Below are 16822 nucleotides of genomic sequence, written 5' to 3'. Positions count from 1 at the left end.
TCGGCGGATGTTGTCATTTCGGCGCGGCGGGTCTCGGGAGTGTCGGTGGCGGGTCTTAGCATTCGGCGGGTGACTGATGTGGAGCTCTTCGGGGACCTGGACACGGCAGCGCTGCCGGAGCGGCAGCAGCGGATGCTGGTGGTGATCCGCGATTGGGTGGTCAGGTACGGCTACGCCCCCAGCAGCCGGCAGATCGGCGACGCCGTCGGGCTGCGTTCGTCCTCGTCGGTGTCCAAGCACCTCGCCAGCCTCGAGGACAAGGGCTTCCTGCGCCGCAGCCCGTCGGTCTCCCGGCCGATCGACGTCCGGATGTTCCTGCAGGAGACCGCAGCGCGGGACTCCGGCGAGAGCTCGGTGCCCGTGCCCGTGGTCGGTGACATCGCGGCCGGTACGCCGATCGCCGCCATCGAGCACGTGGACGACGTGATGCAGCTGCCGCGCGAGCTGACCGGGCGCGGCAACGTGTTCGGCCTGCGGGTCCGCGGTGAGTCCATGATCGACGCGGCCATCTGCGACGGCGACATCGTCGTGGTCCGCCAGCAGTCCGAGGCGCACTCCGGCCAGATCGTCGCCGCGATGATCGACGAGGAGGCGACGGTGAAGGTCTACCGCCGCCGCAACGGCCACGTCTACCTCGAGCCCCGCAACCCGGCCTACGAAGTCATCGACGGCGACAACGCAGCCATCCTCGGCATCGTCGTCTCGGTCCTACGCAGCGTCTGACGTCCCCGCCGTCGAGTCCGCTCGGTGCTCGACTGGCCGCTTTACACCGAAGAGGACCGAAACGCCCGGCACGGTCGACAGGAGCCAGGCGAGGGTGGCTGACAGCACGAAGGCGGTCGGCAGGAGTACGGCGTACTTGGACCAGATCCCCGCGTCCCACTCCACGACGTAGAACGCGATCAGCAAGATGATCGGCTGGTGTACCAGGAAGAACGGCATCGCGGCGCGTGCCACCGGCGTCGGGAGCGGTCGCCCGAAAGCACGGAGTCGCATGCCACCACCCAGTACGGCGACCAGCCAGCCCCAGACCGCCAGCGTGATCAGCGGTGAGTACCAGACGTACGGCCACGAGTAGCCGGGGTCCTCCCACCAGCCTTCGAGGAAGTCGATGATCCCGGTCACCACGCCGGTGACGAACGCGACGATCCCGAGCACGAGCCCTGGTACGGCGTCCCGCCGTACCGCCGCGATCAGCCGGCTGTCGGAGAAGACCAGCGCGCCGACCACGAAGAAGTCGAAGAAGAACACGAACTCGCCCCAGCCATGCTCCGGCCCGGGCGCGGCCAGCAGCAGAAGATGGACCGGGATCAGCGGAACGGCCAGCAGCAGGATCGATCCGCGCCGCGTGCAGCGCTCGGCGATCCAGCCGACCAGGCGCCGGCCGTGCGGACCGCGCAACCACAGGAAGATGGGCAGGCCGAGCAGCGCGAACTGCAGCAGGTAGACGAGGAACCACAGGTGATAGGTGTCCCGCAGCCACAGTGGCGGGTCGCCACCGAGGTCGCTGAAGAACGTCTTCACATCGCTCAGGAACGACGCGTCCGACTCGCCCTTGTGGTGCTGCTCGAGGTAGTACTGCGGCGGCGACAGCAGCACGTACGCGACCGCGAACGGGAGCAGCAGTCGGAGCAACCGCTCCCGGACGAAGCCACCCGCGGTCCGCCACCGCAGCGCCAGCCACGCGCCCCCGCCGGACAGCAGGAAGAAGAACGCCAGCCCCCACAGCCCCAGGAACGCGATCCCGATCGAGATCCCCTCGCTCGTCTCGGCGTTCTTGACGTGCCAGTCGCCGTCGTCGAACGGCCGGAGCGTGTGGAACACGAACACCCCGAACACCGCCAGCACCCGCAACCAGTCCAGGTACGACAGCCGGCCCACCCCTTCACCCATGCGGCAAGAATGACCCTCCAGCGGGCCACTTCCCAGAGCCCGTGCTTTGGCGCTAACATCGTCGAATGGCGATGACAACGCGGACCGAGGATCCTGAGGTCGACGAGGCTGCTGCCCTGAGCGTGGCGGCCTGTCTGTTTCACGGGTTCAGCGATGCTTCCCGGCTGGCGATCGTGCGGCATCTTGCACTCGGCGAGCATCGGGTCGTCGACCTGACCGAGCACTTGGGGCTGGCGCAGTCGACGGTGTCGAAGCACCTGGCCTGCCTGCGCGACTGTGGGCTGGTCGAGTCGCGGCCGCAGGGGCGGGCCTCGCTGTTCAGCCTGACGCACCCCGAGGCGACGCTGGAGTTGCTGTCGGCTGCCGAGCGGCTGCTTGGGCTGACCGGTGACGCGGTCGCGTTGTGCCCGGTCTACGGCACGGCTGCCCGGTCATGAGCGATCAACCGCTCCAGATCACCCCGAGTGTTTGGACAGCCGGTCCCGAGGCGCGCCGTCGGCTTAGTCGGCGGGCGCAGCTGCTGGCCGGAGCCTCGGTCACGTACAACCTGATCGAAGCGATAGTCGCGATCACCGCAGGACTCGTCGCCGGGTCGGTGGCGCTGGTCGGGTTCGGGCTCGACTCGGTGGTCGAGGTGTCGAGTGGGCTGATCATCCTGTGGCAGTTCCGGCACCGGTTGCCCGAGACGCGGGAGCGCCAGGCGCTCCGGCTGCTCGCGTTCTCGTTCTTCGGGCTCGCCGCGTACGTCGCCTTCGAGTCGGTACGGGCGTTGATCGCCGGCAGCGACCCGGACGCCCCACCGGTCGGCATCGGCCTCGCGATCGCGTCGCTGATCGTGATGCCGGTGCTGTCGTGGGCCCAGCGCCGTACCGGCAAGGCCCTCGGCTCGAACGCTGTCGTTGCCGACGGCACCCAAACCCTCCTCTGCACCTACCTGTCCGCCGTCCTTCTCGTCGGCCTCGTCCTCAACGCCACCCTCGGCTGGTCCTGGGCCGACCCGATCGCCGGCCTCGTCATCGCCGCGGTCGCGGTCCGCGAAGGCATCCAGGCCTGGCGCGGCGAAGGCTGCTGCGCCCCGGTCGGCGGCGGCTGCACCGACGACTGCTGCACCGACGGCTGCTGCACCGACTGACCGCGGGACCGAGGTCCCGAAGGGTTGGGCCTTCCGGCTCTGCCCGGGCGGGTCCCGTGGCGCGTTGGATAGGACGTGTCGTGGGAAGGGAGGTCCGATGCCGGCGTCCGAGCAGGCTCGATCGACGAATGGTGGTGATCAGTCCAGGCGGGCCGGCCTCGTCGGGCTCGCGCAGCATGAGGGGTCTGCGCGGTCCGACGCGGTCGAGCCCAGTGGACTGACGGCCGGAGCGTTGATCCGGCTGGCCGGAGCGCTCGACACCACGGTGGCGAACCGGATCCGGCGCGTCCCGGTCCGCGGCTCGTCGGCTCTGCACCCCGTCCTCGACCACCTGCGGGAGGACGAGTGTCTCGACCTGCTCGCACATGGCGGCACCGCCCGGATCGCGTTCGTCATGACGGGACGGCTGGCCGTGCAGCCGCTGCAGTTCACGCTGCACGAGCGGAAGCTGGTCTTCCGGACCGACGCGACCGACCCGATCGTCCGGTACGGCGACGGTCCGGTGGCCGTCGAGGTCGAGCGGCTGGACGCGGCCGACCGCGAGGGCTGGAGCGTGCTGGTCTCGGGGCGCTGCTCGGTGCACGCGTGGGACGGCGCGGTCGACGAGGTGCTGGTGGTGATCGAGCCGGAGCACCTGAGCGGGCGTCGCGTCCGCGTCTGGTGACCCCGGTGATCGCTTCAGGTCCGGCGCCGGCGCTTCGCCCGCTCGACGGCGTACACGGCGGCCTCGGTCCGGCGTTCCATGTCGAGCTTGCGGAGTAGCCCCGACACGTAGTTCTTCACCGTCTTCTCGGCCAGGAACATGCTCTGCGCGATCTGGCGGTTGGTCTTGCCCGCCGCGATCTCGTCCAGGATCCGGCGTTCCTGCTCGGTCAGCGACTGGTAGCGCGGGTCGTCCTCGATGTCGGGCGGGTTGCGCAAACGTTCGAGTACGGCGGTCGTCATCGCCGGATCCAGCAGCGACTCCCCCGCTGCGAGGCGCCGTACCGCGCCGACCAGATCGGTCCCGCTCACCTGCTTCAGCAGGTACCCGGCCGCGCCGGCCATGATCGCGGTGAACAGCGCCTCGTCGTCGGAGAACGAGGTCAGCATCAGGCACGCCGGCGGCTCGTCCATCACCGAGCGGACCTCCCGGCACACCGTGATCCCGTCCCCGTCCGGCAGCCGCACGTCCAGGACGGCGACGTCCGGCCGCAGCGCCGGGATCCGCGCGACCGCCTCCGCCGCGGTGGACGCGTCGCCCACGACCTCGACGTCCGGCTCGGCCTCCAGCAGCTGCCGCAGGCCCAGGCGCACGACCTCGTGGTCGTCGAGCAGGAACACCTTGATCACTCGCTCAGCGTAAACCGGCGCAGCCTGGGAAGGCGCTGAACGTCGGGCACCTGTCCGTCCGGTGGACGAGGCGGACCGGCTGCGCCGGGTGACGCCGCTGCGACCGTGGGCACCCCTGCGCGGGCGCCGCCTGCTCCCCTGGGGCCTGCGCCCGCGCCAGGTCGGTGCCCCCGGCAACTCTCCCCCACCGGGCGGCCACGTTTTGTACCGTGGTCAGGGTGACGCCAAAGGGGACCTGGTACGACGACGCGCTGCTGAACGCCGTGGTCGGGATCGGCGCCGACCTGGACCTCAGCAGCACGCTCGACCGGATCGTCACCGCGGCGTGCGAGCTCGTCGGCGCCCGGTACGGCGCGCTCGGCGTGGTCGGCCCGGACGGCAAGCGGCTGGTCCGGTTCATCCCGCACGGCGTCACCGCCGAGGAGATCGCCGCGATCGGCACGTACCCCGAGGGCCACGGCCTGCTCCGGCTGTCGATCGACCACCCGGGCCCGCTCCGGCTCCACGACCTCACCCAGCACCCGCAGTCGTTCGGGTTCCCGCCCAACCACCCGCCGATGCAGCGCTTCCTCGGCGTGCCGATCCGGACCCGGGACCACGTCTTCGGCAACCTCTACCTGACCGAGAAGGCGGACGGCGCCGAGTTCACCGACGACGACGAGCGCACCGTGACCGCGCTGGCGGCCGCGGCCGGTGTGGTGATCGACAACGCCCGCCTGTACGCCGACACCGAGCGCAAACGGCGGTGGCACGAGGTCACCGCCGAGATCACCCAGCTCATGCTCGGCGACTTCGAGCTGCCGGACGCGCTGCGGCTGATCGCCCGCCGCGCCCGCGAGGTGTCCGGGTCCCGGGTCGGCGTGATCATGCTGGTCCGCGCCGACGACCTGGTGATCGAGGCGATCGACGGGCCCGAGGAGTTCGAGCAGTACGCCGGCCGGCACGTGCCTTCCGACGTACCCTGGCTCGGCGAGGTGCTGCGCGGCGACCGGCTGCTGGAGATCGACGACCTCGCCCAACTGGTGAAGGAAAGCGGCCGGCAGACCGACGCGCCCGAGCTGCAGTCGCTGGGGCGAACGATCATGGCGCCGCTGCCGGCCGGGACGCACGCCACCGGCGGGCTGCTGCTGGTCGCCGCCGAGCGTGGGGCCGACCTCGAGGACGGCACGGACCTGGTCCAGCTGTTCGCCGACCAGGCCACGCTGGCGCTCGACCGCGCGCAGGCCCAGCGGGACCAGTCGATGATCGCGGTCCTGGAGGATCGCGACCGGATCGCTCGCGACCTGCACGACCTGGTCATCCAGCGGCTGTTCGCGACCGGCCTGCAACTGCAGGGCATACACCGGATGGTCTCTCCCGACGTCCAGGAGCGCATCGGCCGCGCCGTCGAGGACATCGACGCGACCATCCGGGACCTGCGGGCCGCGATCTTCGAGCTGCACCACCAGCCCGGCCGCCGGTCGCTCCGGGCGGACATCCAGGAGCTCGTTGCCGAGTACGCCGGACCGCTCGGCTTCCGGCCGCGCCTGACCTGCGCCGGCCCGCTGGACACCGCCGTACCCGTGACCGTGCGGCCGCAGATCCTGGCCGCGATCCGGGAGGCGCTGTCGAACGTCGTACGCCATGCCGAGGCGACCCAGGTCAGCGTCGAGGTGACGGCCGCCCATGGGGAGGTCGTCGCCCGGGTCTCCGACAACGGCATCGGGCTCGCCGACGTCGAGCGTCAGAGTGGTCTGCGGAACCTCCGCGAGCGTGCCGAGAGCCTCGGCGGTTCGGTCCGGGTGGACTCCCGGCCGTCAGAGGGCACCGTGCTCGAGCTGCGCGCTCCGCTCGGCACCTGACTCCCCTGCAGACCGCCGGGACGCGGCGTTGTCGGTGGCAGCAGCCCTCCCAAGTGATGCCACCTGTAATCCGGCCCCGGCGGTCCGCCAAGGTCCCCCTTCTGTCTCCAGAGTGCCGCCGCGACCGCGCCCGCCGCCAGGGCCGAAGGTCCCGAACTCCAGGGACTGCGCACAGAGCCGTCGTGGTCTTACGCTGAGAGACGTGCGCACCGATCACCCCGAATCGCGTGTAGTCCACGAGCAGCCCACCGCCGTCCTGCGGGCGACCCTGCACCACGACGAGGTGCGGGGCTGGTTCCGTACGGCGTTCGACGTGGTGGCCGAGTACCTGCGCCGGCACGGGATCGCGCCGTGCGGCTTCCCGTTCGCCCGGTACCACGTCCGGACCGACGGGTTCTTCGAGGTCGAGGCCGGGTTCCCGGTGGCCGTGCGGATCAGCGGCGACCGCCAGATCGTGCCGTCCAGCCTGCCCGGCGGGCACGTCGTCGTCGCCTGGCACAGCGGGACCTACGAGCAGCTCGGTGACGCCTACCGGGCGCTCGACGACTGGCTGGACGCGGAGCACGGCGCCCGCGCGGGCGACGCCTGGGAGGTCTACCACGACCCGCCGAACCGCACCCAGCGCTGGCGCACCGAGGTCATCCAGCCGTTCACCCTGAACTGAGGAGTCTCGTGGCACCCTGAAGCATGCGGATAGTGATCGCGCTCGGGGGGAACGCATTGCTTCGGCGTGGTGAGCGCCCGGATGCCGACGTACAGGTCGCGCACCTGGCCGCGGCCGCGCCGGCCTTGGCCAAGGTCGCCGAGGACAACGACGTCGTCATCGTGCACGGCAACGGCCCACAGGTCGGGCTGCTCGCGCTGGAGAGCTTCGCCGACACCAGCCTGTCCAAGCCGTACCCGCTGAGTGACCTGGTTGCGGAGACGCAGGGCGTGATCGGGTACTGGGTGCAGCAGGCGCTGACCAACGCGGGCCTGAGCCGGCGCGCCGTCACGCTGGTCACCCAGACCGTGGTGGACGCGCACGACCCAGCGTTCAACGTCCCGACCAAGTACGTCGGCACCAGCTACCCCGAGGAGCGAGCGCGCCAGCTCGCCTTGTCCTCCGGCTGGTCGGTGCGCCAGGACGGTACCGAGTGGCGACGAGTCGTGCCGTCCCCCGCGCCCCAACGGGTCCTGGAGCTCGACGCGGCCGACCTCCTGCTCCAGAACGGCGTCACCGTGATCCTGGCAGGCGGAGGCGGCGTACCCGTCATCGAGGGCCCGACCGGCCTCAAGGGTGTCGAGGCCGTCGTGGACAAGGACGCGACCGCTGCGCTCATCGCCATCGAGCTCCGGGCCGAAGTCCTCGTGATGCTCACCGACGTACCGGCCGTCTACCTCGACTACGGCACCCCGACCCAACGCGCGCTCCACAAGGTCGACGCGGAAACCCTCGCCGGGCTCACGTTCCCGGCCGGCTCGATGGGCCCGAAGGTCAGCGCCGCCCGCCACTTCGTGGAGATCACCCACGGCCGCGCCGCCATCGGCTCCCTCGACGACACCACCGCAGTCGTCACCGGCACCAGCGGCACCCAGATCGAGCTGTAACGCCTGGCGGCGTGCAGGCACTGACTGTGCAAGGACGCATTCGTCAGGAGGGGCCAAGATGACCGAGTACGGCGATCTACGCGCGCTGTTCGTGAACTGCACGTTGAAGCGGTCACCGGCGGTCAGCCACACCGAGGGGCTGATCGAGGTGAGCCGCCGGATCATGGAGAAGCAAGGCGTCGAGGTCGACGTGATCAGGGCCGTCGACCACGATATCGCCACCGGTGTCTGGCCGGACATGACCGAGCACGGCTGGAAGACCGACGCCTGGCCGGCGATCCAGAAACAGGTGATGGCCGCCGACATCCTGGTGATCGCCGGGCCGATCTGGCTGGGCGACAACAGCTCGGTGACCAAACAGGTGATCGAACGCCTCTACGGCAACTCGTCGATCCTCAACGAGCACGGGCAGTACGCGTACTGCGGCCGCGTCGGCGGCTGCCTGATCACCGGGAACGAGGACGGCGTCAAGCACTGCGCGATGAACGTGCTCTACTCGCTGCAGCACCTCGGCTACACGATCCCGCCGCAGGCCGACGCCGGCTGGATCGGGGCCGCCGGGCCGGGGCCGTCGTACCTGGACGAGGGGTCGGGCGGGCCGGACAACGACTTCACCAACCGCAACACCACGTTCATGACCTGGAACCTGCTGCACCTGGCCCGGATGCTGAAGGACGCCGGCGGCGTGCCGGCGCATGGGAACCAGCGCTCGGAGTGGGACGCCGGCTGCCGATTCGACTTCGAGAACCCGGAGTACCGCTGACCACTGTCCGGTACCGTCGGCAGGGTGGGGGCGGTCCTGCCGGCGGACGAGGTCCTCGTGGCCGGTCTGCGAGCCGGGGACGAGGAGACCTTCGCCTGCCTGCTCAACGGCTGGTCCGGGTCGATGCTGCGGCTGGCCCGGTCGTTCGTGTCCACCGCGGCGACTGCCGAGGAGGTCGTGCAGGACACCTGGCTGGCCGTGTTCCAGGGGATCGAGCGGTTCGAGGGCAGGTCCGCGTTGCAGACCTGGGTCTACCGGATCCTGGTCAACATCGCCCGCAAGCGCGGCGCCCGCGAGCAGCGCACGGTGCCGTGGACGAGCCTCGGCCCGGACGGCGGCCCGACTGTCGACCCGGGCCGGTTCCGCGGCCCCGACGACCTGTACCCGGGCGGCTGGCGCTCGTTTCCGGCGGACTGGCCGAGCACCGAGACCGAGGTGCTCGCCCACGAGATCCGGGCGACGGTCGCCGCCGCGATCGACAGCCTGCCGATCCGGCAACAGGTGGTGCTGACGTTGCGCGACATCGACGGACACGACGCCGAGGACGTGTGCAGCTTGCTTGACATCTCGATGACCAACCAGCGGGTCCTGCTGCACCGGGCCCGCGCGGCGGTCCGCGGCCGCCTCGAGCGGTACTTCAGCACCAGTGAGGTAGGGACATGACCTGCGCAGAGCTCGTCGAGCTCGTCACCGCCTTCCTCGACGGCACGCTCGACCCCGAGACCGAGCAGCGCTTCGTCGAGCACCTGACCCTGTGCGACGGGTGCTCGACGTACGTCGAGCAGTTCCGCCGCACCATCGCCGAAGTGGGCCAGGTCGAACCGGAGAGCCTGTCCGGCGAGACCCGCGACCGCCTCCTCGACGCGTTCCGGAACTTCCCCCGCGACTGAGCTGTAACGCCGGAACCTCCCGCCGGCACTGAGCACCCAAGGGAGGGATCATGCCGGACGTCGAATTCACCAACCTGTTCGTGGTCGCACTGATCGCGCTGCTCGCACCACTCCTGCTCGGACTGGCACCCCGGCTGCGCGTCCCGGCGGTCGTCCTCGAGATCGTGGCCGGCATCGTCGTCGGGCCGCACGGACTCGGTCTGGTCGAGGTGGATCTGCCGCTGCAGATCGTGTCGCTGCTCGGACTCGGGTTCCTGCTGTTCCTGGCCGGGCTCGAGATCGACGTGCACCGGCTTCGCGGGCAGATCCTGAGACTCGCGGTCCTGGGCTACCTCGTCACCCTCGCGTTGGGTACGGCGGCGGGCGCCGGATTCGACGCGATCGGCTGGGTGCAGAGCCCGCTGCTGCTGGCCGTCACGTTGTCCGCGACCTCGCTCGGCCTGGTGGTGCCGGTTCTCAAGGACGCCGGCCAGGCCGAAGGAGCCGTCGGGCAGTTCACCATCGCGGCGGCATCGGTCGCCGACTTCGCCGCCGTACTGCTGCTGTCGCTGGTGTTCTCGACCGAGGGCGGAAGTCCGGGTGAGCGGATCATCATGGTCGGGCTGTTCACGCTGCTGGTCGTCGTGGCCGGGATCGTGGTCGCCACGGCCGGCCGTTCGCAACGGATCGGCGGGGTGCTGGTGCGGTTGCAGGACACCACGGCCGAGATCCGGGTCCGGGCCGCCGTCGTCCTGCTGGTCGCGTTCGTCGCGCTGGCCGAGCAGTTCGGGCTGGAGACGATCCTCGGCGCCTTCCTGGCCGGCGCGGTCGTCGGCCTGGTCGACCGCGACTCGACCTCCCATCCGCGCTTCCGGATCAAGCTGGAGGCGCTCGGCTACGGCTTCCTGATCCCGGTCTTCTTCGTCACCAGCGGACTCCGGCTCGATCTCGGCGGTCTCGTCGACGATCCGGCGGCGCTGGCCCGGGTGCCGCTGTTCCTGGCCGCGCTGCTCGTCGTCCGCGGCGTGCCCGCTCTGCTGGCGATCCGGACCCTCGGCACCCGATCGAGCGTGGCCGTGGCGTTGCTGCAGGCGACGTCACTGCCGTTCATCGTCACCGCGACCCAGATCGGCGTGGAGACCGGGCTGATGGCACCGGTCACCGCCGCCGCTCTGGTCTGCGCGGGACTGCTGTCCGTGCTGGTCTTTCCTGCCGTTGCCCTGCTCCTGCTCAAACAGCCGGCCGAGGTCAGGCAGCCCGGCCGATCTTGAGGGCGGTGGCAGTGTCGACGACGCGGCGGGCCTGGAAGCGGGCGGCCTCCAGCGCGATGTCGCTGACGGGTCCGGTCGAGGTGACGTGCGAGGCGCCGTACGGGTTGCCGGACTGGTACTGGATCGGGTCGGCGTAGCCGGGTGGGACGATGATCCCGCCCCAGTGGTAGAAGACGTTGCTCAGCGCAAGGATGGTCGATTCCTGGCCGCCGTGCAGCGTGTTGCTGGCGGTCAGCGCCGAGTACACCTTGCCGGCCAGCTGGCCCTGCATCCACAGGGGGCCGGTCGCGTCGATGAACGCCTTGATCTGCGCGGACGGCGTACCGAACCGGGTGGGCGTGCCGAACAGCATCGCGTCAGCCCAGGCCAGGTCGTCATGACCGGCCTCGGCGACATCGGCGGTGGCCCGGAGGTGCTCACCCCAGGCCGGGTTCACCGCGATGGCGGTGTCCGGAGCGGTCTCGGCGACCTTCCGGAGCCGCACGTTGGCGCCGGCCTTCTCGGCGCCTTCGGCCGCGGCCTGGGCGAGTGCGTGCACGGTGCCGGTGGCGCTGTAGTAGATGACAGCCACGTTGACGGGTTCCACAGATACCTTCACTTTCGGGTTCGAGACTTCAGGGTTCGAGGTCCAGGACCGACCGCCCGGTGGCGAAGTCGGTCGGGACCGAGATCTGGTCGTGCGTGATCAGCCAGGCGCCGTCGAGCTTGCGGAAGCACGCCGTCCACCTGACCCAGTAGCCGGTCCGGTCGCCGGTCTGCAGCGTGCCGCTCAGGCGGTTGACGGCGTACGCCACCGCCAGGTCGCCGTTCACGAGGACGGTCAGGTCGCGGACCTCGTAGTCGAGCTCGGCGTAGACCGTGAAGACCTTGGTCCAGTTCTGCAGCTTCGCCTCCGCGCCCAGGTGGCGCAGCGGCGGCTCGATGTCGAACGAGACCAGGTTCGGCGCGAACATCGTCCTGACCGCGTCGAGGTCCTTGGTCCGCACCGCCTCGACCAGCGTGTCGATCCGCTCCCGGATGTCGACTTCGTCCACTGCTTGTTCGGTGCTCATGACCACTCCGACGAGACAGCCCCCGAAAGTGTGAGGACCTCACACTTGGGTACGGCGTTTCGTCGTAGGGGTGTACGGCGGACCCGAGGAAGGGAAGCGTGGACACCATGACTGGAGCAGGGCCGGACGCAGCAGATCCCGGCCTGAGCGCGATCATGAGCGAGCGGCGCCAGCTGATCAACCTCGCCTACCGGCTGCTCGGGTCGCTGGCCGACGCGGAGGACGTGGTCCAGGAGACCTACACCCGCTGGTACGCGATGCCGGCCGAGGAGCGGGAGGCGATCGAGTCGCCCGGCGCCTGGTTGACGACGGTCGCCAGCCGGATCTGCCTGGACCTGCTCGGCTCGGCCCGGGCCCGCCGGGAGCGGTACGTCGGCGAGTGGATCCCGGAGCCGCTGCCGGACGGCGCCGAGTGGCGGTCGGCCGGTGTGGCCGTCGACCCCGCTGACCGGGTCACCCTGGACGAGTCGGTGAACATGGCGTTCCTCGTCGTACTGGAGTCGATGACGCCGGCCGAGCGGGTCGCGTTCATCCTGCACGACGTGTTCCGGTACCCGTTCCCGGAGGTGGCCGAGATCGTCGGCCGCTCCCCCGCGGCCTGCCGCCAGCTCGCCACCTCGGCGCGGCGCCGGATCGCCGCGGCCCAGACGCCGCCGACTCCCACCGCGCAGAGCGCCAGCCTGGTCCGGGACTTCAAGGAGGCGTGGCAGGCGCAGGACATCCAGGCATTGATCACCCTGCTGGATCCCGACGCAGTCGCGGTCGGCGACGGCGGCGGTCTGGTCAGCGCGGAGCTGCACCCGGTCGCCGGCGGCGAGCAGATCGCCCGCTACTTCGCCGACCTGGCCGGCCGCCGGCCCGGCATCACGCTGCTCGAGCGCACCGTCAACGGCCAGCCGGGCCTGGTCGCCCAGGAGGACGGGGTCACCGTCACGGTCATCGCGTTCGACATCGCCGACGACCAGATCAAGCACATCTGGGCCGTCCGCAACCCCGAGAAGCTCCGGCCCTGGACTCGCTAATCCCGCAAAGTCACCACGGTGTAGCGGATCAGCACTCATCGACACCTCCCAGCCGCACCGAAAGTCCAGGAACGACCGGTGCGCCGCCGCCCGGTTACTCGGCGTGTCCGGCCGACTGCTTGTAACGGAGGTCGGTCGTTGTCCGATGTGATGGTTGACATCGGTGTTCCGAGCAGCAGCGCCGAGACGGTCGCCCCTGCCGTGATCGTTTGACGACAGTGCCATGACTACCGCCTCGGAGGCTCCGATGACGTGCGAGACGACGCAGCGACTGCTCGCGCTGCTCCGTATCGTGGAGCGCGACGCGGCGCCGTTCGGCGCGCTCGGAGACGACGCGGTACTCGACGCCTGGTTCGGGATCCGCTCACCGGTGTGGCAGCAGAACTCCCAGGAAGCGCCTCAGCCCCAGCAGGTGTGACCGCCGGCGGTCACTCGTCGGTGTGCCGGGTGCCGGGGTCGACGTTGGCGGCCAGGTCGAGGGCGATCAGGGCGCGGCGGAGGGTCTCCAGGCTCGGCTGCCTGCCCTCCGGCGGTCCGAACAGGCAGACCACGGTCAAGCCGTCGCTGGTCAGGCCGGCTCGCTCCACCTTGCCCTCGTCGTCGTACAGGAGCTCCCAGCCCTCCTCGTCGAGGTGGCTCAGCGCGCGTCGCCAGTCAGCCGTATGCAGCGACAGGCCGCCGACGAACGACTCGTCCGGCGCCGGGATGTCCCGCTCGGGGTCGGGCGTGACCAGGTAGCCGGTCCCGGTCCGCGGGTCCAGGTACGCCGTGTGCGACGCGAACTCGACGACCGTCACATCGACGTACGGCTCGCGCTCCGCCCGGTTCACCGCAGCTCGCCCGTCATGCCGCCTCTACCTCGAAGACCCGGTCGAGACCGGTCCGGCGCAGTACGTCGGTCAGCTGCCGGCTCGCATGCCGAATCACCACCCCACCCCCACGGCGACGGCACACCCGGTGCGTGTCGAGCAACGCGGTGAGCAGCGTCGACGAGATCTGCCCGAGCTCGGACACATCGACGACCACCAGGCAGGCGCCGTCCATGACCAGTCCGTGCAACCGCCAGCGCAGCGCGGACAGCTCGCCGTCGAGGTCGGACTCGGACAGCGTTACGATCGCCTTCTGCGGCAGCGGGCTGTGGGTGGCGTCGCTCATGGCGGTCCCTCCCCCTGGACGGTGCAGGCATTGGGACCACTCTCCGGGTTGGACTTTGAGATTCGCCGTACCCCTTCTTGACGATCCGATGACGACCCGTCCGGGGCCGGTCCGGCGGGCAACCCGGACTTTACGATCGGATGACATGCCGCCCCAGGCCGTCACAACGCGCGGCCGGATTGCCAGGATGTGACGATGCCGATGCAGGTCTTGGTCGTGGAGGACGACGATCGAATCCGGGAGGTGCTGCGCCTCGCCCTGGAGGACGAGGGGTACCGGGTCGCCGAGGCGGCCGACACCCCGTCCGCGCTCGAGCAGGTCCGCACCGCGATGCCGGACCTGATGATGGTCGACCTGATGCTCGGCGAGATCGACGGCTACACCTGCATCCGTGAGGTACGGCGGCTCAGCGACATCCCGATCGTGGTTGTCAGCGCCCGGTCCGACACCCACGACATCGTCGCCGGACTCGAAGCCGGCGCGGACGACTACGTCACCAAACCCTTCCAGATCAAGGAGATCACCGCCCGGCTGCGCGCCCTGCGCCGGCGGCTGCGGACCAGCGCGGAGGCCGCCGAGCCGGACATCGTGCTGGACTCCGACGCGAAGCGGAGCCTGGTGCTGTCCACCTCGCGCGGAACGGTGATGCTCGACGGGCAGGACGTCAACCTGACCGTGACCGAGTACCGGCTGCTGGCCGAGCTCGCCAAGCCGCCGGGCCGGGTGCTCAGCCGGTCCGCGTTGCTCGCGTCGGTGTGGGAGCACGGGTACTACGGCGACGAGCGGATCGTCGACGTCCACATCCGGCGGTTGCGCACCAAGATCGAGCGCGACCCCGGGCGGCCGCAGCTCGTGATGACGGTCCGCGGGATGGGTTACCGGCTGGATCCGCGATGAGATTTGGTGGGCGCCCTCCTGGACTGAGACATCGCTTGGTGCTCGCGTTCAGCCTGGTCGCCCTGCTGGTGTCGGCGGTGTTTGCCGTCAGCACCTATCTGCTGGCGCGCGGGTACCTGCTCGCCCAGCGCGAGCGGGTAGTCCAGCACCAGGCCTTCGAGGACGCCGCGTTCGTGCAGCGCCGGCTGCGCAACACCAACGCGGACGTTTCCTCCGTCCTGACCGCCGCGGGCACGCCGGCCGGGAACACGATCATCTTGAAGTGGCGCGGCCAGTGGTACGCGTCCGCGCTCGACGAGGGCCGCGACGCCGTACCGGCAGCGGTCCGGGAGCAGGTCGCGGACGGGCGGGCCACCGGCCAGCGGTTCCACTCGGTGGACGGGCCCTCGATCGTGGTCGGGGTGCCGGTGCCGGCGGTGCAGGCCGAGTTCTACGAGATCGCGCCGCTGACCGAGCTCGACGAAACACTCCGGCTGCTCAGCGGGATCCTCATCGGAGGCGCACTGCTTGCGACCGCGGCCGGAGCGGCTCTTGGCCTCTGGGCGAGCCGGTCCGTCGTCACGCCGCTCAACCGGGTCGCCGTCGCGACCGCGACCATCGCGGGTGGTGACCTCGACACCCGGTTGCCCGCAACCGAGGACCCTGAGCTCGCCACGATCGTCGGCTCCTTCAACAGCATGGTCGACACGTTGCAGCAGCGCATCAACCGCGATGCCCGGCTGGCCGCGGACGTCAGCCACGAGCTCCGGTCGCCGTTGACCACGCTGGTCGGCAGCGTCGACCTGCTCAACGCCCGGCGCGACGAGCTGCCCGAGCGTTCCCAGCGGGCGCTCGACCTCGTCACCGCCGACCTGCAACGCTTCCGGCGGTTGCTCGACGACCTGCTCGAGCTGGCGCGGTCCGACGGCGGACTCGATCGGCGGCCGAGTGCGCGACTCGAGCTGACCTCGCTGATTCGTCAGGTACTGAGTGAGGTCGGGCGATATCCGGCGATCCTGACCGGCGTCGAGGATGTCGTCGTACTGGCCGACAAGCCGCGGCTGGGCCGGATGTTCCGGAACCTGTTCGAGAACGCCGAGACGCACGGCGGCGGGCTCACCGGCGTCGAGGTCAGCCGGGTCGGATCGGATGTGCTGGTGCTCGTGAACGACTCCGGACCCGGCATCCAGCCGCTCGACCGGGAGCGGGTGTTCGAGCGGTTCGCCACCGGCGCGAACAAGCGCGGATCGTCTTCCGGGACAGGGCTCGGGCTTGCCTTGGCCGCGGAGACCGCGGCCGCGCATGGCGGGGCAGTGTGGTGTACGGCGTCCCCGACCGGCGGGGCGCAGTTCGTCGTACGCCTTCCAGAGGCGGCGACGTGAGACGGCTGACCGGGGTAGTCGCGGCGCTGCTGGTGCTTGTCAGTTGCGGCGTGCCGCTGCAGGACGAGCCGGCGCCGATCGAGCCTCGGGCCATCCCGTCGCACCTGCAGACTCCCGCCGTACCGACGTCCCTTGCGACTACGGCGCGAACGGCGGTGCAGGTGGTCTATGTCCGCAACAACCGGCTGGTCAGCGTTGCCCGGGAGGTGTCCGGAGTCGGCGTCCTCGACGGGGTGATCCAGGAACTGACGAACGGCCCGACGGGACCCGAACAGGCCGACGGCATCACCACGGCGCTGCCGCCGGGGCTCGAGCTCGCGGTCGTGGCCGTGCAGGGAACCCGGGTCGTGCTCGAGCTCTCCGGTGAGACCGACGGCCGCTCCGCCACCGAGAACGTGCTGGCAGTCGGGCAGATCGTCCTGTCGGTCACCGCTCTGCAGTCGGTCGAAGAGGTCACGTTCTCGCGCGCCGGCGCACCGGTCGAGGCGCTGCTCGCGGACGGCGCGCTCACCACCCAACCCCTCACCGCCGCCGACTACGAGGCGTTGCGGGTGCCGTGAGTTTGACGAGGACGCTGAGGGATCTTTGAGATCGTGTGTCACCCTCCGGGGCGGCGCGGCTACCGACCCATCTGAACGTTACAC

22 protein-coding genes are annotated in these 16822 nt (G+C 70.3%); 16 read left to right on the top strand and 6 right to left on the bottom strand.

Annotated elements, in window-relative coordinates; genetic code table 11:
* Nucleotides 1–69: 69 nt before the first annotated feature.
* The gene (gene lexA, locus AB0H36_RS17705; RefSeq protein ID WP_360523684.1) at nucleotides 70–723 is read left to right on the top strand and encodes a transcriptional repressor LexA; all 654 of its coding nucleotides are present in this window, start codon (nucleotides 70–72) and stop codon (nucleotides 721–723) included.
* Here lexA and AB0H36_RS17700 read toward each other — a convergent pair.
* The gene (locus tag AB0H36_RS17700) at nucleotides 709–1893 is read right to left on the bottom strand and encodes an acyltransferase (protein ID WP_360523681.1); all 1185 of its coding nucleotides are present in this window, start codon (nucleotides 1891–1893) and stop codon (nucleotides 709–711) included. The two genes, lexA and AB0H36_RS17700, sit on opposite strands and share 15 nt — an antisense overlap.
* A gap of 65 nt (nucleotides 1894–1958) precedes the next feature.
* Here AB0H36_RS17700 and AB0H36_RS17695 point away from each other — a divergent pair, with 65 nt between their 5' ends.
* The 3 genes from AB0H36_RS17695 to AB0H36_RS17685 all read left to right on the top strand — a co-directional run bounded on the left by AB0H36_RS17695 (nucleotide 1959) and on the right by AB0H36_RS17685 (nucleotide 3689).
* Nucleotides 1959–2330 carry a metalloregulator ArsR/SmtB family transcription factor gene (locus tag AB0H36_RS17695; RefSeq protein WP_360523678.1) on the top strand — a complete coding sequence of 124 codons (372 nt, stop codon included), beginning with the start codon at nucleotides 1959–1961 and terminating at the stop codon, nucleotides 2328–2330.
* Nucleotides 2327–3025 carry a cation transporter gene (locus AB0H36_RS17690; RefSeq protein WP_360523675.1) on the top strand — a complete coding sequence of 233 codons (699 nt, stop codon included), beginning with the start codon at nucleotides 2327–2329 and terminating at the stop codon, nucleotides 3023–3025. Before AB0H36_RS17695 ends, AB0H36_RS17690 begins: the two co-directional genes overlap by 4 nt.
* A gap of 97 nt (nucleotides 3026–3122) precedes the next feature.
* Nucleotides 3123–3689: a pyridoxamine 5'-phosphate oxidase family protein gene (locus AB0H36_RS17685; protein ID WP_360523672.1), complete on the top strand. Its 567-nt coding sequence runs from the start codon at nucleotides 3123–3125 to the stop codon at nucleotides 3687–3689.
* 14 nt (nucleotides 3690–3703) lie between these two features.
* On the opposite strand, the gene AB0H36_RS17680 is transcribed toward AB0H36_RS17685, so the two are convergent.
* The gene (locus AB0H36_RS17680) at nucleotides 3704–4357 is read right to left on the bottom strand and encodes a response regulator transcription factor (protein WP_360523670.1); all 654 of its coding nucleotides are present in this window, start codon (nucleotides 4355–4357) and stop codon (nucleotides 3704–3706) included.
* 218 nt (nucleotides 4358–4575) lie between these two features.
* Between AB0H36_RS17680 and AB0H36_RS17675 the strand changes: the two genes are divergently transcribed.
* The 7 genes from AB0H36_RS17675 (at nucleotide 4576) to AB0H36_RS17645 (ending at nucleotide 10691) form a co-directional block, all read left to right on the top strand.
* On the top strand, nucleotides 4576–6198 hold the full coding sequence (locus tag AB0H36_RS17675) for a GAF domain-containing sensor histidine kinase (RefSeq protein ID WP_360523667.1): 1623 nt from the start codon (nucleotides 4576–4578) through the stop codon (nucleotides 6196–6198).
* A 202-nt stretch (nucleotides 6199–6400) separates the two neighbouring features.
* Nucleotides 6401–6862 (top strand): GyrI-like domain-containing protein, encoded by a 462-nt coding sequence (locus AB0H36_RS17670; protein WP_360523664.1) that lies wholly within the window; start codon nucleotides 6401–6403, stop codon nucleotides 6860–6862.
* Between the two features lie 23 nt (nucleotides 6863–6885).
* Nucleotides 6886–7788 carry a carbamate kinase gene (locus AB0H36_RS17665; protein ID WP_360523661.1) on the top strand — a complete coding sequence of 301 codons (903 nt, stop codon included), beginning with the start codon at nucleotides 6886–6888 and terminating at the stop codon, nucleotides 7786–7788.
* 58 nt (nucleotides 7789–7846) lie between these two features.
* Nucleotides 7847–8551, top strand: coding sequence for a flavodoxin family protein (locus AB0H36_RS17660; RefSeq protein ID WP_360523658.1), 705 nt, complete (start codon nucleotides 7847–7849; stop codon nucleotides 8549–8551).
* Nucleotides 8552–8575: 24 nt separating this feature from the next.
* The gene (locus tag AB0H36_RS17655) at nucleotides 8576–9214 is read left to right on the top strand and encodes a sigma-70 family RNA polymerase sigma factor (RefSeq protein ID WP_360523655.1); all 639 of its coding nucleotides are present in this window, start codon (nucleotides 8576–8578) and stop codon (nucleotides 9212–9214) included.
* Nucleotides 9211–9441 carry a zf-HC2 domain-containing protein gene (locus AB0H36_RS17650; protein ID WP_360523652.1) on the top strand — a complete coding sequence of 77 codons (231 nt, stop codon included), beginning with the start codon at nucleotides 9211–9213 and terminating at the stop codon, nucleotides 9439–9441. The genes AB0H36_RS17655 and AB0H36_RS17650 overlap by 4 nt, the downstream gene beginning before the upstream one ends.
* Before the next feature lie 50 nt (nucleotides 9442–9491).
* The gene (locus tag AB0H36_RS17645; RefSeq protein WP_360523649.1) at nucleotides 9492–10691 is read left to right on the top strand and encodes a cation:proton antiporter; all 1200 of its coding nucleotides are present in this window, start codon (nucleotides 9492–9494) and stop codon (nucleotides 10689–10691) included.
* Here AB0H36_RS17645 and wrbA read toward each other — a convergent pair.
* Both wrbA and AB0H36_RS17635 read right to left on the bottom strand, forming a co-directional pair.
* Nucleotides 10669–11277, bottom strand: a complete 609-nt coding sequence (gene wrbA / locus AB0H36_RS17640) for an NAD(P)H:quinone oxidoreductase (protein WP_360523646.1) — start codon at nucleotides 11275–11277, stop codon at nucleotides 10669–10671. The two genes, AB0H36_RS17645 and wrbA, sit on opposite strands and share 23 nt — an antisense overlap.
* A gap of 28 nt (nucleotides 11278–11305) precedes the next feature.
* Entirely contained in the window at nucleotides 11306–11743 is a 438-nt protein-coding gene (locus AB0H36_RS17635) for a nuclear transport factor 2 family protein (protein WP_360523643.1), read from the bottom strand.
* Between the two features lie 107 nt (nucleotides 11744–11850).
* On the opposite strand from AB0H36_RS17635, the gene sigJ reads away from it, so the two are divergent.
* Nucleotides 11851–12765, top strand: coding sequence for an RNA polymerase sigma factor SigJ (gene sigJ, locus AB0H36_RS17630; RefSeq protein WP_360523640.1), 915 nt, complete (start codon nucleotides 11851–11853; stop codon nucleotides 12763–12765).
* A gap of 223 nt (nucleotides 12766–12988) precedes the next feature.
* Nucleotides 12989–13183 (top strand): hypothetical protein, encoded by a 195-nt coding sequence (locus AB0H36_RS17625; protein WP_360523637.1) that lies wholly within the window; start codon nucleotides 12989–12991, stop codon nucleotides 13181–13183.
* Nucleotides 13184–13193: 10 nt separating this feature from the next.
* Here AB0H36_RS17625 and AB0H36_RS17620 read toward each other — a convergent pair whose 3' ends face one another.
* Nucleotides 13194–13595, bottom strand: a complete 402-nt coding sequence (locus AB0H36_RS17620; protein ID WP_360523634.1) for a hypothetical protein — start codon at nucleotides 13593–13595, stop codon at nucleotides 13194–13196.
* A gap of 13 nt (nucleotides 13596–13608) precedes the next feature.
* The gene (locus AB0H36_RS17615) at nucleotides 13609–13920 is read right to left on the bottom strand and encodes an STAS domain-containing protein (RefSeq protein ID WP_360523631.1); all 312 of its coding nucleotides are present in this window, start codon (nucleotides 13918–13920) and stop codon (nucleotides 13609–13611) included.
* Between the two features lie 195 nt (nucleotides 13921–14115).
* Here AB0H36_RS17615 and AB0H36_RS17610 point away from each other — a divergent pair, with 195 nt between their 5' ends.
* From AB0H36_RS17610 to AB0H36_RS17600, 3 genes are read left to right on the top strand one after another with little or no spacing between them, the layout of a single operon-like run.
* Nucleotides 14116–14817, top strand: coding sequence for a response regulator transcription factor (locus AB0H36_RS17610; protein ID WP_360523628.1), 702 nt, complete (start codon nucleotides 14116–14118; stop codon nucleotides 14815–14817).
* Between the two features lie 38 nt (nucleotides 14818–14855).
* On the top strand, nucleotides 14856–16178 hold the full coding sequence (locus tag AB0H36_RS17605; RefSeq protein ID WP_360523625.1) for a HAMP domain-containing sensor histidine kinase: 1323 nt from the start codon (nucleotides 14856–14858) through the stop codon (nucleotides 16176–16178).
* Complete coding sequence (locus AB0H36_RS17600) at nucleotides 16175–16738, top strand: GerMN domain-containing protein (RefSeq protein ID WP_360523622.1); 564 nt, start codon at nucleotides 16175–16177, stop codon at nucleotides 16736–16738. Before AB0H36_RS17605 ends, AB0H36_RS17600 begins: the two co-directional genes overlap by 4 nt.
* The last annotated feature ends 84 nt before the right edge of the window (nucleotides 16739–16822 follow it).

It is taken from the genome of Kribbella sp. NPDC050820 (assembly GCF_040653975.1).
Lineage (GTDB): Bacteria > Actinomycetota > Actinomycetes > Propionibacteriales > Kribbellaceae > Kribbella.
This window is presented reverse-complemented; position numbering and strand designations above follow the sequence as displayed.